Annotated in this window: 21 protein-coding genes and 1 tRNA gene; 9 read left to right on the top strand and 13 right to left on the bottom strand. The window is 70.3% G+C overall.

What is annotated here, in order from left to right; translation table 11 throughout:
* Nucleotide 1: 1 nt before the first annotated feature.
* The 3 genes from leuA to KUA19_RS24925 form a co-directional block, all read right to left on the bottom strand.
* Nucleotides 2-1,702, bottom strand: coding sequence for a 2-isopropylmalate synthase (gene leuA, locus KUA19_RS24915; RefSeq protein ID WP_217399540.1), 1,701 nt, complete (start codon nucleotides 1,700-1,702; stop codon nucleotides 2-4).
* Nucleotides 1,703-1,957: 255 nt separating this feature from the next.
* Nucleotides 1,958-3,250, bottom strand: a complete 1,293-nt coding sequence (locus KUA19_RS24920) for an MFS transporter (RefSeq protein WP_217399542.1) — start codon at nucleotides 3,248-3,250, stop codon at nucleotides 1,958-1,960.
* 273 nt (nucleotides 3,251-3,523) lie between these two features.
* The gene (locus KUA19_RS24925) at nucleotides 3,524-4,762 is read right to left on the bottom strand and encodes an MFS transporter (RefSeq protein WP_217399544.1); all 1,239 of its coding nucleotides are present in this window, start codon (nucleotides 4,760-4,762) and stop codon (nucleotides 3,524-3,526) included.
* 98 nt (nucleotides 4,763-4,860) lie between these two features.
* Between KUA19_RS24925 and KUA19_RS44045 the strand changes: the two genes are divergently transcribed.
* Nucleotides 4,861-5,826, top strand: coding sequence for an ArsR/SmtB family transcription factor (locus tag KUA19_RS44045; RefSeq protein WP_217399546.1), 966 nt, complete (start codon nucleotides 4,861-4,863; stop codon nucleotides 5,824-5,826).
* On the opposite strand, the gene KUA19_RS24935 is transcribed toward KUA19_RS44045, so the two are convergent.
* The gene (locus tag KUA19_RS24935) at nucleotides 5,816-6,367 is read right to left on the bottom strand and encodes a Uma2 family endonuclease (protein WP_217399548.1); all 552 of its coding nucleotides are present in this window, start codon (nucleotides 6,365-6,367) and stop codon (nucleotides 5,816-5,818) included. The genes KUA19_RS44045 and KUA19_RS24935 overlap by 11 nt on opposite strands.
* A gap of 104 nt (nucleotides 6,368-6,471) precedes the next feature.
* Entirely contained in the window at nucleotides 6,472-7,227 is a 756-nt protein-coding gene (locus KUA19_RS24940) for a hypothetical protein (RefSeq protein ID WP_217399550.1), read from the bottom strand.
* A 283-nt stretch (nucleotides 7,228-7,510) separates the two neighbouring features.
* Between KUA19_RS24940 and KUA19_RS24945 the strand changes: the two genes are divergently transcribed.
* Together KUA19_RS24945 and KUA19_RS24950 are read left to right on the top strand one after the other, a co-directional pair.
* Nucleotides 7,511-8,776: an aspartate kinase gene (locus KUA19_RS24945; RefSeq protein WP_217399552.1), complete on the top strand. Its 1,266-nt coding sequence runs from the start codon at nucleotides 7,511-7,513 to the stop codon at nucleotides 8,774-8,776.
* 5 nt (nucleotides 8,777-8,781) lie between these two features.
* Nucleotides 8,782-9,852, top strand: a complete 1,071-nt coding sequence (locus KUA19_RS24950; protein WP_217399554.1) for an aspartate-semialdehyde dehydrogenase — start codon at nucleotides 8,782-8,784, stop codon at nucleotides 9,850-9,852.
* A gap of 239 nt (nucleotides 9,853-10,091) precedes the next feature.
* Here KUA19_RS24950 and KUA19_RS24955 read toward each other — a convergent pair whose 3' ends face one another.
* Nucleotides 10,092-11,600: a diguanylate cyclase gene (locus KUA19_RS24955; protein WP_443623180.1), complete on the bottom strand. Its 1,509-nt coding sequence runs from the start codon at nucleotides 11,598-11,600 to the stop codon at nucleotides 10,092-10,094.
* A 225-nt stretch (nucleotides 11,601-11,825) separates the two neighbouring features.
* Nucleotides 11,826-12,539 (bottom strand): hypothetical protein, encoded by a 714-nt coding sequence (locus KUA19_RS24960; RefSeq protein ID WP_217399558.1) that lies wholly within the window; start codon nucleotides 12,537-12,539, stop codon nucleotides 11,826-11,828.
* 304 nt (nucleotides 12,540-12,843) lie between these two features.
* Here KUA19_RS24960 and KUA19_RS24965 point away from each other — a divergent pair, with 304 nt between their 5' ends.
* Nucleotides 12,844-14,313, top strand: a complete 1,470-nt coding sequence (locus KUA19_RS24965) for a tetratricopeptide repeat protein (protein WP_217399560.1) — start codon at nucleotides 12,844-12,846, stop codon at nucleotides 14,311-14,313.
* Between the two features lie 113 nt (nucleotides 14,314-14,426).
* Here KUA19_RS24965 and KUA19_RS24970 read toward each other — a convergent pair.
* Nucleotides 14,427-14,503 (bottom strand) — tRNA-Pro (locus KUA19_RS24970).
* Between the two features lie 58 nt (nucleotides 14,504-14,561).
* Complete coding sequence (locus KUA19_RS24975; protein WP_217399562.1) at nucleotides 14,562-15,437, bottom strand: metallophosphoesterase; 876 nt, start codon at nucleotides 15,435-15,437, stop codon at nucleotides 14,562-14,564.
* Between the two features lie 87 nt (nucleotides 15,438-15,524).
* Here KUA19_RS24975 and KUA19_RS24980 point away from each other — a divergent pair, with 87 nt between their 5' ends.
* Nucleotides 15,525-15,977 (top strand): GatB/YqeY domain-containing protein, encoded by a 453-nt coding sequence (locus KUA19_RS24980; protein WP_217399564.1) that lies wholly within the window; start codon nucleotides 15,525-15,527, stop codon nucleotides 15,975-15,977.
* Between the two features lie 69 nt (nucleotides 15,978-16,046).
* Here KUA19_RS24980 and KUA19_RS24985 read toward each other — a convergent pair whose 3' ends face one another.
* Complete coding sequence (locus KUA19_RS24985) at nucleotides 16,047-18,563, bottom strand: penicillin-binding protein (protein WP_217399726.1); 2,517 nt, start codon at nucleotides 18,561-18,563, stop codon at nucleotides 16,047-16,049.
* A gap of 491 nt (nucleotides 18,564-19,054) precedes the next feature.
* On the opposite strand from KUA19_RS24985, the gene KUA19_RS24990 reads away from it, so the two are divergent.
* Nucleotides 19,055-19,351, top strand: a complete 297-nt coding sequence (locus KUA19_RS24990; RefSeq protein ID WP_166381528.1) for a WhiB family transcriptional regulator — start codon at nucleotides 19,055-19,057, stop codon at nucleotides 19,349-19,351.
* 155 nt (nucleotides 19,352-19,506) lie between these two features.
* On the opposite strand, the gene bagB is transcribed toward KUA19_RS24990, so the two are convergent.
* The 3 genes from bagB to KUA19_RS25005 are packed head-to-tail and all read right to left on the bottom strand — an operon-like array spanning nucleotide 19,507 to nucleotide 22,691.
* The gene (gene bagB, locus KUA19_RS24995; RefSeq protein WP_217399566.1) at nucleotides 19,507-20,613 is read right to left on the bottom strand and encodes an ArsA family ATPase; all 1,107 of its coding nucleotides are present in this window, start codon (nucleotides 20,611-20,613) and stop codon (nucleotides 19,507-19,509) included.
* A 9-nt stretch (nucleotides 20,614-20,622) separates the two neighbouring features.
* A complete protein-coding gene (bagA, locus tag KUA19_RS25000; protein ID WP_217399728.1) occupies nucleotides 20,623-21,579 on the bottom strand; it encodes an ATPase BagA in 957 nt (318 codons plus the stop codon).
* A gap of 59 nt (nucleotides 21,580-21,638) precedes the next feature.
* The gene (locus KUA19_RS25005; protein ID WP_217399568.1) at nucleotides 21,639-22,691 is read right to left on the bottom strand and encodes an Rv0361 family membrane protein; all 1,053 of its coding nucleotides are present in this window, start codon (nucleotides 22,689-22,691) and stop codon (nucleotides 21,639-21,641) included.
* Between the two features lie 130 nt (nucleotides 22,692-22,821).
* Here KUA19_RS25005 and sp36 point away from each other — a divergent pair, with 130 nt between their 5' ends.
* From sp36 to KUA19_RS25020, 3 genes are all read left to right on the top strand, one after another.
* A complete protein-coding gene (sp36, locus tag KUA19_RS25010) occupies nucleotides 22,822-22,983 on the top strand; it encodes a Sp36 family protein (protein WP_217399570.1) in 162 nt (53 codons plus the stop codon).
* Nucleotides 22,984-23,029: 46 nt separating this feature from the next.
* Complete coding sequence (locus KUA19_RS25015) at nucleotides 23,030-23,491, top strand: RidA family protein (protein ID WP_217399572.1); 462 nt, start codon at nucleotides 23,030-23,032, stop codon at nucleotides 23,489-23,491.
* Nucleotides 23,492-23,634: 143 nt separating this feature from the next.
* A complete protein-coding gene (locus KUA19_RS25020; RefSeq protein WP_217399574.1) occupies nucleotides 23,635-24,336 on the top strand; it encodes an MBL fold metallo-hydrolase in 702 nt (233 codons plus the stop codon).
* The last annotated feature ends 5 nt before the right edge of the window (nucleotides 24,337-24,341 follow it).

Genomic DNA, 24,341 nt, shown 5'->3' on the forward strand with positions numbered 1-24,341 from the left:
GTCAGCGGTTGACCGCGCTCGCGACCGCCTTCAGCGAGGCGGTGACGATGTTGGCGTCGACGCCGATGCCCCAGCGGGTCTCGCCGTCCACGTCGCACTCGACGTACGCGGCCGCCTGGGCGTCACCGCCGCTGGTCAGCGCGTGCTCGGCGTAGTCCAGCACCCGCACGCTCACGTTGTGGTCGGACAGCGCGTGGATGAACGCGTCGATCGGGCCGTTGCCCACCCCGGTCAGGCGACAGGCGTCGCCGTCGAGGTCCGCCTCGGCGACCAGCTCGACCTTGCCGTCCACGGTCGCCACCGAGTACGAGCGCACCGCCAGGCGGCGGTCGGTCAGGTACTCGTCGGCGAAGATCGAGTACATCTCGGCGGGGGTGACCTCGCCGCCGGCGTCGTCGGTGCGGCGCTGGACCACGCCGGAGAACTCGATCTGCAGGCGGCGCGGCAGGTCCAGCTGGTGCTCGGACTTCATGATGTACGCGACGCCGCCCTTGCCCGACTGCGAGTTGACCCGGATGACGGCCTCGTACGAGCGCCCCAGGTCCTTCGGGTCGATCGGCAGGTAGGGCACGCCCCACTCGAAGTCCTTGACGGGAACCCCGGCCTGCTCCGCCTTGCGGGCGTGCGCGTCCAGGCCCTTCTTGATCGCGTCCTGGTGCGAGCCGGAGAACGCCGTGTAGACCAGGTCGCCCGCGTACGGGTGCCGCTCGTGCACCGGCAGCTGGTTGCAGTACTCCACGGCGCGCTTGATCTCGTCGATGCCGGTGAAGTCGATCTTCGGGTCGATACCCTGGCTGAACAGGTTCAGGCCCAGCGTGACCAGGTCGACGTTGCCGGTGCGCTCGCCGTTGCCGAACAGGCAGCCCTCGATCCGGTCCGCCCCGGCCAGCAGGCCCAGCTCGGCGGCGGCCACGCCGGTGCCCCGGTCGTTGTGCGGGTGCAGGCTCAGGATGACCGAGTCACGGCGCGGCAGGCGCCGGTGCATCCACTCGATCGAGTCGGCGTACACGTTGGGGGTGGCCATCTCGACCGTGGCGGGCAGGTTGATGATCAGCGGGCGCTCGGGCGTCGGGTCGATGACCTCGATCACCGCTGAGCACACCTCCAGCGCGTACTCCAGCTCCGTGCCGGTGTACGACTCGGGCGAGTACTCGTAGCGGATCTCGGTGTCCGGGGTGATCATCTCGGCGTACTTCTGGCACAGCCGGGCGCCGTCGGTGGCGATCGCGGTGATGCCGTCGGTGTCCAGCCCGAACACCACCTCGCGCTGCAGCGTGGAGGTCGAGTTGTAGAAGTGCACGATCGCGCGCCTGGCCCCGCGCAGGCTCTCGAACGTCCGCTCGATCAGGTGCTCCCGGCACTGCACCAGGACCTGGATCGTCACGTCGTCCGGAATCAGCTGCTCCTCGATGAGCTGCCGCACGAACGAGAAGTCGGTCTCGCTGGCCGCCGGGAAACCGACCTCGATCTCCTTGTATCCCATCTTGACCAGCAGCTCGAACATGCGGCGCTTACGGTCGGGGGACATCGGGTCGATCAGGGCCTGGTTGCCGTCGCGCAGGTCCACCGCGCACCACTGCGGGGCGGCCTCGACGCGGCGGGTGGGCCAGGTCCGGTCGGCAACGTCTACGCGGAACTGCTCGTGGTAGCCGCGATAACGCTGGAAGGGCATCTTGCTGGGGCGCTGAGCTGCAGCAGACATGGGTTCCATGCTCCTTGAAAGTCATGCGGGTCGCGCGATCCGACGCGGTTGTGTGGGCAAGCACACGAGGATGTGGATCGATGTCGTTGACCTGGCAACAGAAATGCCGGGACCGGGAGCTGAGCGGAAACCGGCTAACGGGCACGCGCCGTCACTCCGCGACGAGGTGCCGGTGTTGCTGCGCAGTGGGCAGCGGCTAGGCCTCGTCGCGGCAGCGAAGCAGGAGGCTCACGTACCGCATGATGGTTGTCGACTTTACGCCGCCGTGGCCGCTGCGGGAGTGGTTGCCCGAAGATTGGGACGCGAGTCGGCCGCACGTGCCACGACCGGCCCGATGACCAGCGCGCCGACCGCGAACATCGCCGCGATTGCGAGCCAGCCCCAACCGCCCGTGGTCACCGCCAGCGCGATCAGCCCCGCCGGGGCGATCATCGACTGCGCCGAGGTGCCCATCCGGAACGCCCCGAGATAGGCGCCGCGCCGATCCGGCGGCGGCAGCTCGGCCATCACCGTCCACGCCCCGGCCGAGTAGAGCAGCTCGGACATGGTCAGCAGCACCGTCGCCCCGAACATCGCCGCCATCGTCGGCCACCCGGTGGTGCCGCCCGCGAGCAGGTAGATCGGGCAGCCCAGCGTGGCGGCCAGGGCACCCAGGCGCAGCGAGCGGACTGCCCCGGTCAGGGTGTGCGTGCCACGCGTCAGCGCCACCTGCATTGTCGTCGCCATGAGCGTGTTGGTGACCGTCAGCACGCCGAGCCACCAGCGCGGCGCGTCGGTGTTGTGCAGCAGCCACAGCGGAGCCACCTCCATCGCGACCGTCATGTAGCAGGCCAGCACCGCGCAGACGGCGGTGACCGCGAGGTAGGGCCGGTCGCGGAAGACCTCGCTCGCCCGGGGGCGCTCCGCTCGCTGCTCCCGGTGGCGCACGAGGGCGGGCAGCCTGGTGACGAAGAAGGAGTTGGCCAGCAGCACCACGCTGTTGACCAGCACCATGCCGTAGTACCCGGGAAGGGTGTCCAGCGCCAGCGCCAGCGCCGCCAGCCCGGCCCCGAGCGACCAGCCGACGTTGAGCCAGGAGCGGGAGAACGCCTGGGTGCGCACCCGGTCCTCCGGCGCCAGCGCCTCGATCAGGTACACGCTGCGCCCCGCCTGCGCCACCATCGCCACCAGTTCCAGCAGCACCATGACCGCGATGAAGCCGACGAACCCCCGCACCAGGGGCCACAGCGCGAACAGCAGCCCCTGCACCGCCGTTACTCGGCCCCACAGCAGCAGCGGCCCCACCCGGTCGGCCAGCGCGCTCAGCGGGACAGCGAGCAGCAACGCGGCCGCCGCCGCCGCGGACAGGCCCAGGCCGATCTCGTGCGGGCGCAGGCCGACGACCCTGGTGAAGAAGACGGCGCTACCGGTCAGGAACGTGCCGTAGCCGATGCCCACCAACAGGCTCTGCGTGGCCAGCCGCCGGGCGATCCCGGCAGGCGGAATCAAGTTCTTGCGTACCCCCATGCCGGACATTTCACCGGACGGCCGCAGCTTTCGCTGTCCCATGGCCGCTGACCTGCGTGCCAGGATCCTTCGCCGAAGCGGGAGACCATGCGGTTCCACCGATCCCACAGCTCAGGACCGGCCACGTAGTCGACGATGTCGTACGCCGGCCGATCGAATGCCAACGCGGACCAAGCCGTTGTAGGCCGAGATGCGACGTCGCGGCTATGGCAGGAGACAAACAGGAGGCTGACGTACCGCATGATGGTTGTCGACCTTACGCCGCGTGGCCGTTGCGGGAGTGGTTGCCCGAAGACTGGGAGCGAGCCTGCCTCATCAGGCAGGCGACGGCACCGGGGCCAGGTCGGTGCGACTGCGCGTGGCCCGCAGCACGATCGGGCCCACCGCGAGCGCCCCCGTGGCGAACAAGCCCGAGATCGCCAGCCAGCCCCACCCGCCGGTGCTCACCGCCAGCGAGATCAGCGCCGCCGGGGCCAGCATGTTCTGCATCGAGCCACCCATCTTGAACGCCCCGACGTAGGCGCCGCGCTGGTCCGCCGGAGGCAGCTCCGCCATCATCGTCCAGGCACCCGCCGACTGCCATAGCTCGGACAGGGTGAGCAGCACCGTCGCGAGCAGCAGCAGCGCCAGCGTCAGCATGCCCGAAGCGCCCCCGGCCAGCAGGTAGACCGGGCAGCCCAGCATCGCCGCGACTGCGCCGAGGCGCAGGGACCGGACCGCACCGCCGATGGTGTGACTGCCCCTGGTCATCGCGACCTGCATTGTCGTGGCCATCAGGGTGTTCGTGACCGTCAGCACGCCCAGCCACCACCGTGGCGCGTCGGTGTGCTGCAGGAGCCACAGCGGGGCGACTTCCATCTCGATGGTGATGTAGGACGCCAGCACGGCACAGACGGCGGTGACCGCCAGGAAGGGCCGGTCCGCGAAGACCGCCCAAGGCCGGGTCGTCGGGGCCGATCCCGAACGCGCGTGCTCGGGGGCGGGCAGGCGGCTGATGAAGACGGCGTTGCCAAGCAGCACGACGCTGTTGACCAGCACCAGCGAGTAGTACGCCGGGAGGGTGTCGATCGCCAGCGCGAGCGCGGCCAGCCCCGCCCCGAGCGACCACCCGACGTTCAGCCAGGAGCGGGAGAAGGCCTGCGTACGCACCCGGTTCTCCGGGGTGAGCGACTCCATCAGGTACACGTTGCGTCCGGCCTGGGCCACCGTGCCGACCAGTTCCAGGGCGATCATCGCCACGAGGAAGGTCCAGAACCCGCGGGCCAGCGGCCACACGGCGAAGAGCAGGCCCTGGAGTGTGACGCCGCTCACCCACATCCGCTGGGACCCGAACCGGTCCGCGAGGGCGCTCAGCGGCACCGACGTGACCAGCGCGGTGGCCGCGGCGGCGGACAGTCCGATGCCGATCTCGTGCGGACGCAGCCCGACGACTTGCGTGAAGAAGACGGCACTGCCGGTGAGGAAGGTGCCCTGGCCGATGCCGAAGAGCAGGTTCTGGGTCGCCAGCTTCCGGGTCAGACCGGCGGGCGGGATGAGGTTGTCGCGTAGGCCCATGGCAGCGATTCCAGCGGGTTCCACCCGGACGCGGAAACCTTTTAGGCTGGGCCGAATCGAAGCGGGGGTACGGGGTGAGCCAGGTCAGATTCGGATCGATGGACGCCGTCGAGGTGCGGTTCAGGTGCTCGCCGGTCTGGGAGACGCTCGCGGGTTTCTGGGCGCTGAAACATCCCCGGCGGCACGCCGTGCACCAGCCGTGGCTGCGCCAGGTCCGCCCGCTGCTACGGCGGCCTGACCTGGCCGGTCACGTCGCGGTCATCGCACCCTTCATGTGGAACCGGGGCTGGCTGCCCGACTTCCTCACCCCGCCCCCGGCCGGGCCGGGAGATCTCTTCGAACAGGAACTGGCGGCGCTGGCCGCGACTGCGCCGGAGCGGGTCAGGGACGAGATCGCCGCGATCCACCGGCTCCGGCCGCTGCACGACGGCGCGCTCGCCGTCGCCGCCGACCCGGAGGCGATGCTGCCCCGGCTGGTCGAAGCCATGCGCAGGTGGCACGACGCGGCGATCGCGCCCTACTGGCCGCGTATCCGAGCGCTGCTGGAGGCCGACATCGCGGCGCGCGGGCAGTGCCTGGCCGAGTCGGGCCTGCGCGGCCTGTTCGACTCGCTGCACCCGACCATGCGCTGGGACGGCGACCGGATCGTCACCCGGGACCGCTGGAATCTCGATCTCAGCGTGCGCGGCCGTGGCCTGACCCTGATGCCCAGCATCTTCGCCGACCGCAACGTGCTGTGGAACGTCGGCGACCACGTCGCGCCCTGCGCGATGTACCCGGTCCGGGCGGTGGCCACGCTGTGGGAGGGTCAGCTCGCGGCTTCCGGCAGCGGCCTGGTCCGGGTGGTGGGCCCGGCGCGGGCCCGACTGCTGGAGCTGGCCCGCGGCCCGGTGACGACCAGTGGTCTGGCCCAGCTCACCGGCCTGTCCGCGGGCGCGGTGTCACAGCACCTGAGCGCGCTGCACGACGCGGGCCTGATGCAGCGCCGCCGCGACCGCAGGCAGGTCCTCTACCAGCTGACCACCGTCGGTGAGGCGCTGCTGGATGCAGGCGTCACTCGCTGACCAGCCGGGAGACCATACGGTGCCCGCCGACCTCGTACGCCCCGTCGCGCAGGACATGCATGGTGACCATGCCATCGACCTGGTCGGCGTCGGCATCGCCGCGGACGATCCAGTAGTGCTCGATGCCGAGGGCGGCGTACACCGCGAACTTCGCGACGGCGTCGTTCTCCTCGCTGCGGTCGGAGACGGCCTCGACGACGACGTGGATGACACCCGCGTCGTGTGTCGTGTCGCGAGGCCTGGGTCGATGACCGGAGACGAAGACGACCCCGTCGGCGACGAAGTTGTTGCGGCCGCTGCCACCGCGGACGAAGCCGCTGTCCGCGACGTACTGCTCGCCGGCGACCTCGTGCCCATCGCGGCGCCAGTGTTCCAGGATCATCAGGATGATCTGCCAGTGCCAGACGGTGACCGGCATGTAAACGAGTTCCAGCCTTCCGTCATGCAGCTCCCACGCCCAACCTCGGTTGGGGGTCGGCAGATTCTCGAACGTCGCGCGTGTGATCACGCCGTCGCTGGGCAGGTCGATGGTCACAGTCACGATCATCACCCTCCCTGCTCCGTGCGTACGGAAAATCAGCCTACCGGCGCGAGGCGGTCCAGAGGTACCACCAATTCGCGCCGGTCGACGTCGTCGCCGACGGCTCAGGCCTTCGGGGACGGGCTCGGGGTGCCGGAGGCGGAGACCGACGGGCTGGGCGACGGCGGGGCCTTGATGGGCAGCGGCTGGCCGGGGACGACCGGGCCGGGCAGCTGCACACTCTGCGGCCCGGGTGCGGGCGGTCCCGCCAGCATCAGCGTGCCGAAGCCGACCCGTGCCGCGGTCAGCGTGCCGTCGGACTCGAAGCAGTAGATGCCCGCGTCCATGGGCAGCTTGAGGCTGGCCGCGGACGACTCCACCGAGTAGCAGCGGCCGGCGGCGCCGGGCAGCGTGTCGACCTCGGCCACGGCCAGGGCCGCCCGGCGGTCGGTGAGCACGCCGAGCCAGTCGGTGACCAGGTGCTCCAGCTTCACGTCGGCCTTGGTGGGCAGCGGGCCGGGCAGCCGTACGCAGCCGGAGTAGGGGTGGTTGCCCGCGGGCAGGGCGCACTGGTGCAGCGCCCCGGCGGTCCACACCAGCGCGATGTCGACCTGGCCGCTGTTCGCACCGCCGGGCAGGTCGATCCGCCAGGAACGGTCGATCGCCCGGGTGATGGTGACCCGGCGCACCGGCCGCTTCGGTGACGTGAACGTGTACGTCGCGACCTGCTTGAGGTCCTTGGCGGCCGCGGCCCGTCCGGCGAGCTGGGCGCGCGGCTCGGTGGCCTCCACGGGCCCGGCGACGGTCGTCGCGGTGGCGCTCGGTGTCGCCTGCGGGACGTTGTCTCCGCAGCCCGACAGGGCCAGACTCGCGACGATCAAGGCAAGGGGGGTGAGGGTAGCCCGACGCACCGGCCCATTGTCGTCTTCCGGCTCAACTCTCCGGCGTATCGCGCTCGGTGTGGCGGGTGTCACAGTCCAGATTTCTTCCGGCCGGACCGCGAACGCGGCGGACGTCCGGAGGGCGGGGGAGCCGGTGCGGCAGAGGATCTCGTACGCCGTCAGCCTGGCCGCCCGACTGCTGGGATCGAGCCGCAGGTGCCCGGTGGGGGCGCGGTTAAGCTGAGACGTCCCTAAGCCCTGACGTGGAGAGGAGCCCGGCACCGTGGCCCTCGTGGTGCAGAAGTACGGCGGTTCGTCGGTCGCCAACGCCGAGCGGATCAAGCGGGTAGCCGAGCGGATCGTGGCGACGCGCAAGGCCGGCAACGACGTGTGCGTGGTCGTCTCGGCGATGGGCGACACGACGGACGAGCTGATCGACCTGGCTCACCAGGTGAGCCCCCTGCCGCCCGGTCGCGAGTTCGACATGCTGCTCACCGCGGGTGAGCGTATCTCGATGGCGCTGCTGGCGATGGCGATCCACAACCTGGGCTACGAGGCCCGGTCGTACACGGGGTCGCAGGCGGGCGTGATCACCACGTCGACGCACGGCAAGGCGCGCATCATCGACGTGACGCCGGGCCGGTTGCGCGGCGCTCTCGACGAGGGCGCGATCGTGATCGTGGCGGGCTTCCAGGGCGTCTCCCAGGACACCAAGGACATCACCACGCTCGGCCGGGGCGGCTCGGACACCACCGCGGTGGCGCTGGCCGCCGCGCTCAAGGCCGACGTGTGCGAGATCTACACCGATGTGGACGGCGTGTTCAGCGCCGACCCGCGGATCGTGCCCAACGCCAAGAAGGTCGAGCAGATCACCTACGAGGAGATGCTCGAAATGGCCGCGAGCGGGGCGAAGGTGCTGGTGCTGCGCTGTGTGGAGTACGCGCGCCGCTTCAACATGCCGATTCACGTCCGTTCGTCGTACACGAACAAGCCCGGCACCCTGGTGACTGGATCAATGGAGGACCTTTCCGTGGAGCAAGCACTCATCACCGGCGTGGCCCACGACCGCGGCGAAGCGAAGATCACGATCGTCTCCGTCCCGGACGAGCCGGGCGAGGCCGCGAACATCTTCCGCGCGCTGGCCGATGCCGAGATCAACATCGACATGATCGTGCAGAACGTCTCCACCGAGGCCTCCGGCCGCACCGACATCTCGTTCACGCTGCCCAAGGTCGACGGCCCCACCGCGATGGCCGCGCTGCAGAAGGTCCAGGAGCGCGTCGGCTTCAAGGGCCTGCTCTACGACGACCACATCGGCAAGATCTCGCTGGTCGGCGCCGGTATGCGCTCCAACCCGGGTGTCACCGCGACGTTCTGTGAGGCGCTGGCCCGCGCGGGCGTCAACATCGAGATCATCTCCACCTCGGAGATCCGGATCTCCGTCGTCTGCCGCGACACCGACCTCGACGAGGCCGTCCGCGCGGTCCACGACGCGTTCGACCTCGGCGGCGCCGAGGAGGCCGTGGTCTACGCCGGTACCGGCAGGTGACGGCCGTGCCCACCCCCGGCAGGCTGCCCACCCTCGCCGTCGTCGGCGCCACCGGCGCCGTCGGCACGGTGATGCTCGACATCCTCAGCCACCGCCGCAACGTCTGGGGCGAGATCCGCCTCATCGCCTCGGCCCGCTCCGCCGGTCGGCGGCTGCTGGTGCGTGGCGAGGAGGTCGAAGTCGTCGCGCTCAGCGAGGAAGCCTTCGACGGCGTCGACGTGGCCATGTTCGACGTGCCCGACGAGGTCTCCGCGATCTGGGCACCGATCGCCGTGTCGCGCGGCGCGGTCGCGGTCGACAACTCCGGCGCGTTCCGGATGGACCCGGACGTGCCCCTGGTCGTGCCCGAGATCAACCCGGAGCAGACGCGCAACCGGCCCAAGGGCATCATCGCCAACGCCAACTGCACGACCCTGGCGATGATCGTGGCCATCGCACCCCTGCACAACGCGTACGGGCTCAAGGAGCTGGTGCTCGCGTCGTACCAGGCGGTCTCCGGCGCCGGTCAGTCCGGCGTCGACGCGCTGCACGACCAGCTCACCAAGGTTGCCGGGGACCGAATGCTGGGCTCACGCACCGGCAACGTGCGCCACGCCATCGGCGACGAGCTGGGCCCGTTCGCGGCGCCCGTCGCGCTCAACGTGGTGCCGTTCGCGGGTTCGCTCAAGGACGGCGGCTGGTCCAGCGAAGAGCTGAAGATGCGCAACGAGTCCCGCAAGATCCTCGGCCTGCCCGGCCTGAAGGTCAGCGCGACCTGCGTACGCGTCCCGGTGGTGACCGGCCACTCGGTCGCCGTACACGCGGTCTTCGGTTCCGAGGTCGACGCGGCCGACGCCCGTGGGGTGCTGGACAGCGCCCCCGGCGTCATCGTCGTGGACGACCCGGGGGCCGGGGAGTTCCCGATGCCCATCGACGCCGTCGGCACCGACCCGTCCTGGGTCGGCCGCATCCGCCGGGCCGTCGACGACCCCCGCGCGCTGGACTTCTTCGTGACCGGCGACAACCTGCGCAAGGGCGCCGCCCTCAACACCGCCCAAATCGCCGAACTCCTCGCCACCGAGCTCACCCACCGCTGACCTGAGGTAAGGAAGGGCACCTTCTTATCGCTTTGCGATGTAGAAGGTGCCCTTCTTGACAGGCGCCGCTCACGCAGGCGAGGAGGCAGGACGCGGACGCGAGACGCGAGACGCGAGACGCGAGACGGCGATCATGCAATTTCGGGGAAACTGCATGAATACAGGCCAAGATTCCAGCGCTTTCCCTGAAAGTGCAGCATCCGACGGCGCGTGGACGCGCGGCGGCGAGGGCGGTGGCGTCAGTCGGCGAGTTGGGCGCCGTCGCGGCCGGCTCGCTTGACCTTGTAGAGCGACTGGTCGGCGCGGTACAGCGCCGCCTCGGGGCTCTCCTGCTCGCGCTGCACGGCCACGCCCACACTGATGGTGCGGCCGGTGGCGCGCGCGGCGGCGAGCAGTCGCTCGGCGATCAGCATCGCCTCGGCCGCGCTCGGCACGTCGACCACGGCCACGAACTCGTCGCCGCCGACCCGGAACAGCTCGTCGCCCAGCCGCAGCGCCTGCTGCAGCGCCGTCGCCATCTGCACCAGCACCCGGTCGCCCGCGGCGTGGCCGAGGGTGTCGTTGACCGTCTTGAACTCGTCGATGTCGATCGCCAGGAGCGCGGTCTGCCCCGGCGTCGCCGCGGCCAGCCGGTCCCCGAACGGGCCGCCGTGCCGCAGGCCGGTCAGCGGGTCGGAGTTGGCCTGCCGGTGCAGTCGCCGCAGCGTGCTGAGCTTCTCCAGGCAGCTGGTGGCCTGCGCGGCCAGCAACTCCAGCAGGTTCACCATGGCGCTGTCGGGCACGATCGCGGTCTCATCCAGCACCACCAGGGCGCCCGTGGACGAGGTGACCGTCGGGGTGCTCGGCCCCAGCGGTACGGCGATCATCGTGCGGACCCCGGCCCCGGTCAGCGCCTCGAACCCACGCGCGTCCAGCACCGCTGGATCGCCCAGGGTGTACGACGCGCCGTACCGGCAGGCCTCGTCCAGCAGCGCCGACAGCCGGTCGGGCTCGATCTGGGCCAGCCGGGCGACCAGCGGCCGGTCCCGGGGCTCGGGCGAGCTCGCCGCGATGACCACGTTCATGGGCCGCTCGGCCTCGTCCGGCTCGGCGTCGCCGAGACCGAGCTCGGGCAGCAGATCCGGGGCCGGTCGCAGCAGTACGGCCGCCGCCAGCCCGGTCACCTCGCGGGCCGCGCGGCAGGCTCGCAGCAGCACCTCGCCGTCGGTCTCCGCGCTGGTCAGGGCAAGTGAGTGGCGCAGCAGCTGCTCGCTGCGGGTCTCGGGCGGCGGTCCGCCGAGCTCGCTGAGTCGGGCGCCGAGGAGACGGCCGGACTGGATGATGATCTCTTCCCAGCCGTCCAGCGACAGTGCCTCGGCCCACTCGGCGTTGATCACGCCGACGGGGTGGCCGGTGCGGTCGATGATCGGCGCGCAGATCTCCGCGGTGATCGGCGGCCCGAGCCGGATGTAGTCGGGGTCGTTGGCGACGTCGAGGATGGTGACGGCCTTACCGCTGGCGTACACGCGACCGACCACGCCCCGGCCCAGGGGCACCGCGGAGAACACCTGCCAGGCGCCGCTGGCCGAGACGCAGCGGAGCTGGTCCTTGACGTGCAGCAGCGCCTCGATCAACGCCGGGGTGTGGCGGCTGAGCACCGACACGGTGGCACTGCACGCCTCGACCGCACTGCGTGCGGCCCGCAGTGCTGCGGCGACATCATCGATGATGCGATTAAGGGGCACGAGGTGGGGTTCCGCTTGATCCACTATCCGGGGTAAGGGGCTTATGGCCGCCAAGCTTACTCACGGTGCGCGAAAAATCGTCGCTTCTGAGAGTCGGCGATGCGGTACGAGCGGCTCGAAGCCTGGAACCTGTTGGCCCCCAACGGGGCCGGGGATCAGGCAGCATCGCGACGGTATGCCGCCATCCTCCCGGATGCTGGGAAGGTGAGTTTCGGCACGTCGACCTGGGGCGGGCTGGGGGCGGCACTCCTACACTCCGGCCGTGGCGGGCGCGGGCTCGTCGAGGGTGTCACGCACGACTGGTCCAGGCCCGAAGTCCCGGTCCGCCGACTCCAGGCCGAGGTCGCGCCCGTTCGGTGCGAAGGGGCCTGTCGCGGCGGCCCAGTCAGCCAGTTCCGTCAGCGACTGCCGGGAGGTCCAGGTCCTGTCGTCGGCGATCAAGGCGACGTTCCACCACAGCGCGTGTCGACCGATGAGCTCTCCGAACAGCGGCAGGTGCAGGGAGTGTGTACGCCGGGCCGCCTCGGCGCGTTCGAAGAAGCGCACGATCAGGTCGGCGTCGATACGCGGGGACCCGGTGCCGTCGGCGTACACGGAGGCATCGCCGTCGCGGCGCAGGTCGGTGCGCGTGACGCGGCGGACCCTGTCCGGCTCGCCCTTCTTGCGCTGGTCCTGTCCGAGCTTGGTCAGGTGGGTGACGAGCCGCTGCCGGGCCTGCCACAGGTCGCCGGTCATCAGCTCCTGGTGCAGTGCGAGCACGCGGTCGACGCGGCGATCACGGTTGTCGCGCGCCAGCGTCGCCGCCGCCAGCCCGAGCGCGGCCACCACGCCGACAGCCTGGACCCCTCCGGTCAGCGCGTCGTAGGCGCCGCGATCGAGGAGCAGCGCCAGGACGGTCCAGCCGACTCCGGCCGCCAGTACGGCGCTGACAGTGGCCCACTTGCTCCGGCGAGTAGCGAACATCGCTCCATGATGGCAACGGTCCGCAACTGGATGATCCCGTCGGGTGACCGGTCGCGCCGAAGTGGTTGAAGGGGGGTGGATACCGGAACAGTCAGGTCCCGAGCACGCCGGGGACGCTCGCCCACCCCCCGTAGCCGCGCTTTCCCATCGGGGTCGCTGAGTCCGGCTCACTCGTGCCGTGAAGGTATCCCGCGCGTACGACAATCCGTCGCGCAGCGCCGAACCGCTTTAGACACCGGATCGTGAAACTCTCGCACTCGCGGCCGATCCCCTGAGATCGACAGCAGTCGGTAGTTTGCTTGGGGTGTCGGGTCATGTGTTCATCAGTTACAGCCACGCCAGCGACGGCGACTATGTCGCGAAGCTGGCCAGGCATCTGACCTCCGCCGGGGTCGAGGTGTGGTTCGACCAGCAGGTCATCACGGGTGACCGGTGGGCCATGGTGATCCAGCAGCAGATCGACACGTGCGCGGCGTTCGTCGTGGTGATGAGCCCCGCCTCGTACGAGTCGGTGTGGGTGGACCGGGAGATCGACCAGGCCGAACTCAACGGCAAGCCGATCTTTCCCTTGCTGCTGGGCGGGAAGCGGTTCTTCCGGCTGGCGAATCTGCAGTTCGAGGACGTCACCGGCGACCGGATGCCGACGCCCGGGTTCACCGCCCGCCTGCGCGGCGACCGGAGCGCCGGCCGGTCCGGGCCGGTGACTGCCGCCGTCGACGCCGCGACCCTCACCCGCCAGTTCAAGGACGCCGTCAGGATGCACGAGCGCGGCGACCATGCCGAGGCTGCGGATCTGCTGCGCCACGTCGTCGCCGGTCGCATCCGGCTCCTGGGCGCCGACGACCCCGACACTCTGTTCGCCCGGCACGAACTCGCCTACAGCATCGGGCGGGCTGGGGACCGGGCCGAGGCGGTACGCCTGTACCGCGAGGTCGTCGCCGACCGCACCCGCGTCGCGGGTGCCGACCACCCCGGTACCCTGGCCTCCCGTCACAACCTCGCACACAACATCGGGGAGGACGGCAACCGGGCCGAGGCGGTACGCCTGTACCGCGGGATCATCGCCGACCGCACCCGCGTTCTGGGCGCCGACCATCCCGACACCCTGCGCTCCCGCCACAACCTCGCACACAACATCGGGGAGGGCGGGAGTCGAGCCGAGGCGGTGCGGCTGCTCCGCGAGGTCGTCGCCGACCTTACCCGCGTCGTGGGTGCCGACCACCCAAGTACTCTGGCCTCCCGCCACGACCTTGCGCACAGCATCGAAGAAGTCGGGGATCGGACCGAGGCGGTAGACCTGTACCGCGACGTTGTCGCTGACCGCACCCGCGTCCTGGGCGCCGACCACCCCGACACCCTGCGCTCCCGCCACGACCTCGCGTTCACCATTGGGGCGGGTGGGGATCGGGCCGAGGCGGTACGCCAGTTCCGTGGCGTCGTCGCCGATCGCACCCGCGTCCTGGGCGCCGACCACCCCGACACCCTGGCCTCCCGCCACAGCCTCGCGTACAACGTCGAAGACGTCGGGGACCGGGCTGAGGCGGTACGGCTCTACCGAGAGGTCGTCGCTGCCCGCACCCGGGTCCTGGGCGCCGACCACCCCAACACCCTGCGCTCCCGCCACGACCTCGCGTTCACCATCGGGGCGGGTGGGGATCGGGCCGAGGCGGTACGCCTGCTACGCGACGTGGTCGCCGACTCCACCCGTGCCATGGGCGCCGACCACCCTGACACCCAGGTCAGCCGTGAGGTTCTGGAGTACTTCGGCAGTTAGCGGGTTCACCGGCGCATCGCTCGGCCGGGGATCTGTGGGGGAGATTGAGCGCTCCGAAAGGCGGCAGGGCCGGTCTCCCGCGCGGGAGAACCGGCCCTGCTCTGCACTTCTTCTGGTCGGGGTAGCCGGATTTGAACCGACGGCCTCTTCGTCCCGAACGAAGCGCGCTACCAAGCTGCGCTATACCCCGAAGCGGTGCTCCGAAATACTAGCCCACGGTCCCGGCTCCGCCAAAACCGGTATCCCCCTCAGCGTGGGATGAGCGTGAGGAGTGTCGCCTCCGGGCGGCAGGCGAAGCGCACCGGCGCCGTCGGATGCGTGCCCAGGCCGGCCGACACGTGTAACCAGGCCCCGTCCCAGCGGTGCAGCCCGCGCGCCAGTGACCGCTCCAGCCCGCAGTTGGTCACCAGCGCGCCGAAGCCCGGCACCCGGACCTGCCCGCCGTGGGTGTGCCCGGACAGCAGCAGGTCGAAGCCGTCGGCGGTGAACGCGTCCAGCACGCGCGGCTCGGGGGCGTGGCTGAGCGCGATCCGCACCGCCGCGGCCGGGTCGGCGGGCCCGGCCGGGTAGGCGTCGAGGCCGATGTGGGGGTCGTCCACGCCCGCGAGGTCGATCATGCGGCCGCCCGCCTTGACGGTGGCGCGGGCGTTGTTGAGGTCGGTCCAGCCCGCGGCCAGGAACGCGGCGCGCAGCTCCGCGGTGGGCAGTTCGACGCCGTGGCGGTACTCCCGGTCCTCCTGGAAGTAGGTGAAGGGGTTCTTCCAGACCGGGCCGGTGTAGTCGTTCGAGCCGAAGACGAAGGCGCCGGGCAGCGACAGCAGCGGCTCGTACGCGGCGAGCACGCCGGGGACGGCGTCGGGGTGGGCCATGTTGTCGCCGGTGACGACGACCAGGTCCGGGTCGAGTCCGGCCAGCTCGCTGACCCAGCGCTGCTTGCGCTTCTGCCCGGGGGTCAGGTGCAGGTCCGACAGGTGCAGTACGCGCAGCGGCTCGGCCTCGGGGGCGAGCAGCGGCACGTCGTACCGGCGGAGGGTGAACATGTTGCGTTCGATCAGCGTGCCGTACGCGAGGGCGCCCGCGCCCACCACGACGGCACCGACGGCGATTTTCCCGAGCGGACCCATGTCCCTAAGGGTAGTTTCATCGCCCATGAGGAAGCACACTGCGTGTCGCGCGTCCGGCGCCGACCGCGAGCCGGGCAGGGAGTCGTCATGGGCCTGAAGGAGCAGCTCACCGAGGACATGCGGGCCGCGATGAAGGCCCGCGACGAGGTGACGACCGGCACGCTGCGGATGGCGCTGGCCGCGGTCGGCGTGGCCGAGGTCGCGGGCAAGGCCAAGCGGGAGCTGAGCGACGACGAGGTGCTCGCCGTGCTGGCCAAGGAGGCGAAGAAGCGGCGTGAGGCCGAGGTGGCGTTCGCCGACGCGGGCCGCGCCGAGCAGGCCGCCAAGGAGCGGGCCGAGGAGGAGGTGCTGGCGCGTTACCTGCCCAAGCAGCTCTCCGACGCGGAGCTGGTGGACCTCGTGACGCAGACGCTGGCCGCCGGCGGCTTCAGCGGCATGGGGGCGATGGGCCCGGCCATGAAGGCGGTCCAGGCCGCGGTGGCGGGCCGGGCCGAGGGCGGCAAGGTCTCCGCGGAGGTACGGCGCCAGCTGGCCGCCTGAGCCCGCCGATGACGAAGGCCCCGGCCGCTGTACGTACAGCGGCCGGGGCCTGATCGTTTCCTCGTCGTGCTATTCGAGCAGCTTGCGCAGCCCGGTGACCAGGTTGGCCGGGGGCGGGATGATCGGCCCACGGTGATTGTTGCCACCGCCGTTGCCGCCCGGACCGCCGTTACCGGGGCCGGGGGGCGTGCTCGGCGCGACACCCTTGCCGTCGCTGACGTTGATGATCACGATGGCGCCCCGGACCGTCTTGCCGGTCGGGCCGGTGCCGGCCGCGGTGCCCTTGGGGCACGGAGACGCGATCTCCTTTGTCGCGACGCTGACGTCGAAACCGGCACCACGCAGGATCGACTTGGCCTCGGGGATGGGCTTGCAGGTCACCGGCGGGATGTTGATCAGGTTGCCGGTCACCAGCTTGTTGCTGCTGGGCTTGCGGAACTGGATGCTCTCCTTGCCCTTCATGGCGTCTCGCATCGCGTTCTGCACGGCCGGGTTGATGATGTTGTGCGACATCTTGTGCGTGCTGACCTGAGCCCAGTCCGGGTCGGTGAAGAAGCCGGACATGGCCAGCTGCTTGGTGGTGATGGTCAGCGTCACCGACTTGGAGTTGTCGGTGGTGCCGGTCTTGCCCGCGATCGGGTGCTTGATGATGTCGTTCGAGTCGCCGGCGGTGGTGGCGCCGTCGCACCGGCCGTAGAGCGAGGAGTCGCCGACCGGGCAGCGGGCCGCGTCGATCGCGGCGCGGGCCACGTCGGTGGAGACACCCTGCTTGCAGTTGGTCTGCGAGCCGATCTCCAGCTTCTCGCCCTTGCTGTTCGTGATCGACTCCACCGGGATCGGCGCGCAGTACTTGCCGTCGGCGGCCAGCGTCGCGAAGGCGTTGGCGATCTGCAGCGGGGTCTGGTCCGAGGCGCCCAGGGTGAACGGGCCCCAGTCGTCCGGGTGCTGCGAGTGGTAGAAGTCGTCGATCTTCTGGTTCGGGTTGTCGTAGAACGTCAGCCCGAGCCGCTTGGCCACGTCGATGACCTTGGCGCCGCCGACCATCTCGAACAGCGGCACGAAGTACGTGTTGACCGAGTGGCCGAAGCCGGTCCACATGTTCTGCTGGCCCCAGTCCTTGTTGCCCGAGTTGTTCGGGCACCAGTAGCCGCCGCAGTTCGGGTCGCCGTCGATCTTCATGTGCGACACGTAGGGTGCCGTGGTCTGGATCGGCGTGGCCAGCGGGAAGCCCGCTTCCAACGCCGCCACCAGCGTGAAGATCTTCATCACCGAGCCGGCCTGGTAGCCCGCGATGTCCGGGCCACCGGACATGAGCGGGTTGGTCGTGTTCGGGTACGAGCCCTTGTAGCCCTTGTGGGCCAGCGCCGGGTTCGACGCGGGGCCGTTCTGCGGCTTGGTCTTGCTGTCGATCTTGAAGTTGCGGTTGGTGGCCAGGCCCCGCACCCGCCCGGTGCCGGGCTCGATGGCGGCGAGCATCACCGCGTCGGACTTCCACTTCCAGTCCGAGCCGGTCCGCTTGTTCTTGCTGCTCAGCGCGGAGGTGATGCTGGCGCGCATGGCGTTCTGGGTCTGGACGTCCAGGGAGGTCTGGATGCGGAAGCCGCCCGACTTGAGCGCGCGCTCGCGGTCGAACGTGGTCGCTCCGAACTGCTCCTGCTCGTTCCACCAGCGCTGGAAGAAGTCACAGAAGAAGCCCCAGCTGTTGTTGACCGCCTGCACACAGCCGTTCGGGGTGATCTTCCCGGTGATCTTCAGCTCCTCGGCCTTGCTCTTGGCGGCCGCGTCGGGGGTGAGCGCACCGGTCTGCACCATCTCGTCGAGCACGTAGTCGCGCCGCCCGATCGCCTCCTGCTTGCCCTTCCCGGTCTCGACGTTGAAGTCGCCCGGGAACTTGACCAGCGCGGCCAGGAAGGCCGCCTCGGCGGCGGTGAGGTCCTTGGGCTCCTTGCCGAAGTACACCGACGCGGCGGCGAAGATGCCGTAGGCCCGGTTGCCGAAGTAGGCGGTGTTCAGATACCCCTCGAGGATCTTCTCCTTGCCCATCTTCTGCTCGATGGCCAGCGCGTAGCGCATCTCGCGCACCTTGCGCTTGGTGGTGTCCTCGGTGGCGTCCACGACCTCCTGGGCGGTGTTCGCCGAGTACGAGATCGACAGCCGGACGAACTGCATCGTCAGCGTCGAAGCGCCCTGCTCGACCTCGCCGGCGGCCTTGTTGTTGATGAAGGCGCGCGCGATGCCCATGACGTCGACACCGTTGTGCTCATAGAACTTCTGGTCCTCGGCCGCGATGATCGCGTCCTGCATCACCTTGGGAATCTCGGCGAGCGGGAGGTCGCGCCGATTCTCGTCGTACATGGTGGCGATCAGCGTCTTGTTGTCGGACGCGTACAGATAGCTGATCTGCGGCGAGGTCTTCACGGTCAGCTCGTCCGGCAACTGGCCGAACGCCTCGCTGCCTGCCTTCGTCGCCAGACCGGACAGTGCCACCGCGGGGAAGGCCGCCGCAGCGACGACCACTCCGGCGAGCAGGCCGCAAATCAGTAAGGATGCGGCATTCACCAGAAGGTTGTGGTCGCTCTTACGCATGGGGGTCACCGCCTCAGGTTACGTGAGCTGCTTTCGTTCTCGCATACCGCGTCGAGGCGGCCACGCATGGGGCCGCAACCGGAGTCGGAATGCGTCGTTGTCCAAGACGCACGACCCCTGGCGTGTGGTTGCGTTGCCAGCCGTGTGATGTCTCCCCGGATGTCACCGACGGCTCATGTGTTACTCGCGATGCGACGCTCCGTGTCCGGTCGGGCCCCCGCCCACCGGTACGCGGAGTGTCGCGCCTTGGCGCGCACAACTCCAGGTCAGGTACTTGAGATGCGCCGTTTAAGACCTTTTTCAGGCATTTTGGCTGACAACGTTGCGTAATCGTCCGACTACGGAGCATGATGGGCGGGCGAGTAACGCACGCCGTTCGCGTCGGTTCGGGGGAACCATCGGGGGGATGTGTCCGCTTCCGCAGGAGCAGCTTGTCCTGCGGGAAAGGGCAGGTCGCGAGCGGTAGGGAACGTCAGGGGGGACGTGGACACATGGGCATGGTCAACGATTGGCCCAGTCTCGCGGCGTGCCGGAACGGAGATCCGGACGCGCTGTTCGTACAGGGAGCCGAGCAGAACGTGGCCAAACGGGTCTGCCGAGGCTGCCCGGTGCGGTACGAGTGCCTGGCGGACGCACTCGACAATCGCATCGAGTTCGGGGTCTGGGGCGGCATGACCGAGCGGGAGCGCCGCGCACTGCTGCGCCGCCACCCGCACGTGGCCAGCTGGAAACGAGCCTTCGAGGTGGCGATGCAGGAGCAGGACCGCCGCGAGCTGGTCCGCGCCTGAGCGGCGACACCTCACGACGCATGGGAGCCGTCGGCGAACCGGACATCCGGTCCCGGCGGCTCCTGCGTGCGCTGGCTCCTGCGTGCGCCGGTCGGGGGTTGACAAGGGGCCCCTCCGCTACGTAAAGCGATAAGAAGGGGCCCTTCCTTGCCTCGCTAGGAGGCGAGGGCGTCGCCGACGGCGCGTAGGCCGACGAGGTCGTGTACGTCCGTGGGTTGGGCGGGTACGTAGGCGACCGGGATGTTGGGGAATTCGTCGGTGAAATCGGCAGATACCGAACTTTCGCGCACCACCTGGCGCATCAGCAGCGCGTGCACCCGCAGGACGTCGGCGGTCACCGAGTGCTCGCCGGGCAGCTCGGTCGCCGCCTCCGTGCTCTGCTTGGCCGAAAGTTCGGGCAGGTCGGTGCGGTGCACCCGGTTGAGCACCAGGCCGACCAGGGGCATCCGCTCATCGCCCAGGCGCCGGGCGAAGTAGCTCGCCTCGCGCACCGCGTCGGGTTCGGGCGCGGCCACCACCAGGAACGCCGTCTGCGGGTCCTGGAGCACCCGGTAGGTCTGCTCGGCGCGCTCACGGAAGCCGCCGAACGTCGAGTCGAGCGCCGAGACGAAGCCCGACAGGTCGGTCAGCAGCTGCGCCCCGAGGATCTTCTGCACCGCCTTCGAGAACACCCCGAACGACGCGGTGACCAGGTTGAACATGCTCTTGCCGCCGGCCCGCGCGGGCACCATCAGCAGCCGCAGCATCTTGCCGTCGAGGAACCTGCTCAGCCGCGCGGGCGCGTCCAGGAAGTCCAGCGCCGACCGCGACGGCGGGGTGTCCACCACGATCAGGTCCCACCGGTCGCTCGCCCGCAACTGCCCCAGCTTCTCCATCGCCATGTACTCCTGCGTCCCGGAGAACGTGGAGCTCATCGCCTGGTAGAACGGGTTCGCGAAGATTTCGCGAGCCCGCTCGGGCGCGGTGTGGGTCAGCACCACCTCGTCGAAGGTGCGCTTCATGTCGAGCATCATGGCGTGCAGTTCGCCCGGTCCGTCGACGTCGTCGACCACGCGCGGGGTGTTGTCCAGCTCGGTCAGGCCCAGCGACTGGGCCAGGCGGCGGGCCGGGTCGATGGTGAGCACCACGGTGCGGCGCCCGTGCTTCTCGGCGGCGCGCAGCGCGAGCGCGGCGGCCGTCGTGGTCTTGCCGACCCCGCCCGAACCGCAACACACCACGATGCGCACCCTGGGGTCACCCAGCACGGCGTCCACGTCGAGCATGTGCTCAGCCTAAGCCGCGGCGCGCAGCAGCCCGGCGAGGTGCCGGACACCGGCCAGGTCGACGCCGTCGGGCAGCAGCGGCAACTCCACCATCGGGCGGCGCAGCGCCTCGAGCTCGCCGCGAAGTTGCTGCTCCAGGGCGTGCCGGGCCTGGTGGTCGCGCGCCTCGGCAAGCAGGGTCGTCACCGTACGCCGATCGCCGGGCAGGCCGGCGGCGACCAGCCCGCGCTTGAGCTCGGCCTGGGTGACCTTGGCGTCGGCCAGCAGCGGCGGGTGGGTGCAATTGACGATGATCTTGCCGATCGGGATGTTCAGCGCGGACAACTCCGCGATGGCGTCGGTCGTCTCCTGCACCGGCATCTCCTCCAACAGGGTGACCAGGTGCACCGAGGTCATCGGCGAGCGCAGCAGCGCGGCCACACTCTCGCTCTGGGTCTTGATCGGGCCCAGCTTGGCCAGGCGCGCCGCCTCCGCGGTGACGTTGAGGAAGCGGCCGATCCGGCCGGTCGGCGGGGCGTCGAGCACCACCGCGCGGTACACCCGGCGCCCGGCGTCGTCGGTGCGCGTCGTCGCCTCCTTGACCTTGCCGGTCAGCAGCACGTCGCGCAGGCCGGGGGCGATGGTCGTGGCGAAGTCGATCGCGCCGAGCTTGCGCAGGGCCCGCCCGGCCCGGCCCATCCGGTAGAAGAGCTCGAGATACTCCAGCAGCGCCTCCTCCGGGTCGACGGCGAGCAGGCGCACGTCGGGACCGGCGTCGGGCAGCCGCCGCTCGGCGTACGGCAGCGGTTCCAGCTCGAACAGCTGGGCCAGGCCCTGCCGGCCCTCGACCTCCACCAGCAGCGTGCGGTGCCCGCCCGCGGCCAGCGCGAACGCCAACGCGGCGGCCACGGTCGTCTTGCCCGTGCCGCCCTTTCCGGTGACCACATGCAGACGGGCCGGCCAGGCAGTGTCGTGTGCACTGTGCACAGACTGCCCAGACGGCCCGATCGAGTCGCTCAGCACCACATGTTGATGGTGCCAGGTGGCTACTTCACCTCGCAGACGAACCAACCCTCGTGCTTGACAAGGGTCAATGTGAGGTTCTGCTCCGACATCTTCTCGTCGCTGGTGACCAGCTTGACGGTCACCGCGGCGGTCGCCTCGGTGGTCGTCTCACCGGAGATCTTGGGCGTCTCCCAGGTGAAGGAGGGGTTCTTCAGCTTCGCCTTGTCGGCCTTGATCTGGTCGACCTTGGCCGCGATCTCCTTGTTGTCGCGGGCGCCCTCGCAGACCAGCTTCTCGGCCGCGGTCGTGTCGCCGTTCTTGTACACCGCGGTCAGGAAGCTCTGGGTCGCCTCCTTGGCCGTCGGCGCGCCGATGCCCTCGGTGTTGCGCAGCACGAAGTACGCGGTGATGCCGCCGGCGCCGCACAGCAGCACCAGCACACCCGCGATGATCCCCAGCACCAGACCCAGGCGGCCCTTCTTCGGCGGGGTCGCCGGCGCGCCCGGGAACTGCATGGGCGGGTAACCCGGGGTGCCCGGGTAGGTCGGCTGGCCGCTCACGGGGTAACCGGGCTGGCCCGACACGGGCTGGCCCGCGACCGGGTACGCGGCGGTGGGGTAGGTCGGCTGGCCACTCACCGGGTAGCCCGGCTGGCCCGACACGGGCTGGGGCGCGGGCTGGCCCGAGACGGGGTAGGCCGCGGTGGGCGCGGTGTACGGCGGCTGGGCCGCGGGCTGGCCGGAGACCGGGTACGTCGCGGTGGGCGCGGTGAACGTCGGCTGCGGCGTGACAGCCGGGGGCACCGGCACAGCCGGGGCGGGCGGCGTCGCCACGGGCGGCATCGGCACGGCGGGCCCCGTCGTCGGCTGCGTGAGCGTCGGCGGCACCGGGGTCGGCTCGGGCGCCTCGGCGATCGGCGCGGGCTCGACCGGCAGCGTGGCGGTGGGCTCGACCGGCGCGGCGGCCGGGGGCAGCGGGACCACGGGCTGCGCGGCGGTGGGGGAGTCGACCGGACCGGCAGCGAACGGGTCGACCGCAGGCGGGTACGAGCTGCCCGGTTCGACAGACGGCTGCTGGTCGTTCGGCTGCGACATGTGATCTCCCCCTGGTCGTCACTGCGCGGCGCGACACACCGGCCCCGCAGCGGCTCAGCTTAGCGGCATCCCCCACATTCCCGCAGTAGGGATCAACGGGCCGCGGTCCTGGGCAGGTTAGGTTGTGGCCATGACGAAGTGGGAGTACGTGACTGTTCCGCTGCTGGTCCACGCGACCAAGCAGATCCTGGACAACTGGGGTGCAGACGGCTGGGAGCTGGTGCAGGTCGTGCCCGGCCCCAACAACCCGGAGCAGCTCGTCGCCTACCTGAAGCGGCCGAAGACCGACTGAGTCGGGCCGCGGCCGACAGCCGTGGCATGAACAAGGAGAGACAAAGATGTCTGACCCGTACGCGAAGCTCGCTGAACTGGGCCTCAAGGTGCCCGAGGTGGTGCCGCCGGTGGCGGCCTACGTCCCCGCGGTGCGCACCGGCAACCACGTGTACGTCTCGGGACAGCTCCCGATGGCCGAGGGCAAGCTGCTGGCCACCGGCAAGGTCGGGGCCGAGATCACCCCCGAGCACGCCAAGGAGCTGGCGGCCCGCTGCGCGCTGAACGGCCTGGCCGCCCTGGAGTGGCTGGTCGGCCTGGACAAGGTCGTCAAGATCGTCAAGGTGGTCGGCTTCGTGGCCTCGGCGCCCGGGTTCTCCGGCCAGCCGGGCGTCATCAACGGCGCGTCCGAGGTGTTCGGCGAGGTGTTCGGTGAGGCCGGTCGGCACGCGCGCTCGGCGGTGGGCGTCGGCGAGCTGCCGCTCAACGCCCCGGTCGAGGTGGAGCTGATCGCCGAGGTCGCCGACTGACCGGCAAGGTGGGCTGACCGCCGGGTCGCCGTTTGGGTGGAACACCGCGCCGATGGGCCGAAGTTGACACCCAAACGGCGATCTTGTGTCAGCTACAGCGCCGAGGGGTGGGCGTACGCGGAAAGCTCAGTAGCATCGCTGGCATGACGCAGCAGGTGGGACCGGTGGCGCTGCCGGGGTGGGTCACCCTGGTCAAGGCGCCCAATCCCGGGCCGATGACCCTCGACGGCACCAACACGTGGCTGCTCGACGACGGAACGGTCATCGACCCCGGTCCGGACGAGCCTGCCCACCTCAAGGCGATCATGGATGCCGGGCCCGTGCGCCGCATCCTGGTCACCCACGGCCACCCCGACCACCTCGACGGCGTCGCCCCACTGGCCGCCCTGACCGGCGCGGTCGTCGGCGAGGTCCCCGACTGGGTGCGGGAGCTGAAGACCCCCGGCCACACCGCCGACTCCGTCTGCTTCGTCGCCGAGCGCGACGGACAGCGCGTCGTGTTCACCGGCGACACCATCCTGGGCCGGGGCAGCAGCGTGGTGGCCTGGCCCGACGGAGATGTCGGGGCCTACCTGGCCAGCCTGGACCAACTCGGCGCGTACCCGGTGCCGGGCCTGCCCGGCCACGGCCCGGTGCTGCCCGACTGCGCCGCCGCGGCCGCCTGGCTGCGCGCCCACCGCCTGGAACGCCTCGACCAGGTGCGCGCGGCGATCGCCCGGGGCGCGCACACCCCGGCCGAGGTCTGCGAGATCGTCTACGCCGACGTCGACCCGGCGATCCGCTTCGCCGCCGAGTGGACCGTCCGGGCACAACTTGCGTACCTCGAGACGTTGAGCGAGCTGTGAAGACG

This window comes from Catellatospora tritici (assembly GCF_019083965.1).
Classification (GTDB): domain Bacteria; phylum Actinomycetota; class Actinomycetes; order Mycobacteriales; family Micromonosporaceae; genus Catellatospora; species Catellatospora tritici.

Excerpts from the sequence above, each read along its gene's own strand:
- leuA (WP_217399540.1), bottom strand. The coding sequence starts at position 1,702 with ATGTCTGCTGCAGCTCAGCGCCCCAGCAAGATGCCCTTCCAGCGTTAT.
- KUA19_RS25020 (WP_217399574.1), top strand. The coding sequence starts at position 23,635 with ATGACGCAGCAGGTGGGACCGGTGGCGCTGCCGGGGTGGGTCACCCTG.
- KUA19_RS24960 (WP_217399558.1), bottom strand. The coding sequence starts at position 12,539 with ATGTTCGCTACTCGCCGGAGCAAGTGGGCCACTGTCAGCGCCGTACTG.
- KUA19_RS24980 (WP_217399564.1), top strand. The coding sequence starts at position 15,525 with ATGGGCCTGAAGGAGCAGCTCACCGAGGACATGCGGGCCGCGATGAAG.
- bagB (WP_217399566.1), bottom strand. The coding sequence starts at position 20,613 with ATGCTCGACGTGGACGCCGTGCTGGGTGACCCCAGGGTGCGCATCGTG.
- sp36 (WP_217399570.1), top strand. The coding sequence starts at position 22,822 with ATGACGAAGTGGGAGTACGTGACTGTTCCGCTGCTGGTCCACGCGACC.
- KUA19_RS24985 (WP_217399726.1), bottom strand. The coding sequence starts at position 18,563 with ATGCGTAAGAGCGACCACAACCTTCTGGTGAATGCCGCATCCTTACTG.
- KUA19_RS25015 (WP_217399572.1), top strand. The coding sequence starts at position 23,030 with ATGTCTGACCCGTACGCGAAGCTCGCTGAACTGGGCCTCAAGGTGCCC.
- KUA19_RS25005 (WP_217399568.1), bottom strand. The coding sequence starts at position 22,691 with ATGTCGCAGCCGAACGACCAGCAGCCGTCTGTCGAACCGGGCAGCTCG.
- KUA19_RS44045 (WP_217399546.1), top strand. The coding sequence starts at position 4,861 with ATGGACGCCGTCGAGGTGCGGTTCAGGTGCTCGCCGGTCTGGGAGACG.
- KUA19_RS24990 (WP_166381528.1), top strand. The coding sequence starts at position 19,055 with ATGGGCATGGTCAACGATTGGCCCAGTCTCGCGGCGTGCCGGAACGGA.
- KUA19_RS24925 (WP_217399544.1), bottom strand. The coding sequence starts at position 4,762 with ATGGGCCTACGCGACAACCTCATCCCGCCCGCCGGTCTGACCCGGAAG.
- KUA19_RS24920 (WP_217399542.1), bottom strand. The coding sequence starts at position 3,250 with ATGGGACAGCGAAAGCTGCGGCCGTCCGGTGAAATGTCCGGCATGGGG.
- KUA19_RS24975 (WP_217399562.1), bottom strand. The coding sequence starts at position 15,437 with ATGGGTCCGCTCGGGAAAATCGCCGTCGGTGCCGTCGTGGTGGGCGCG.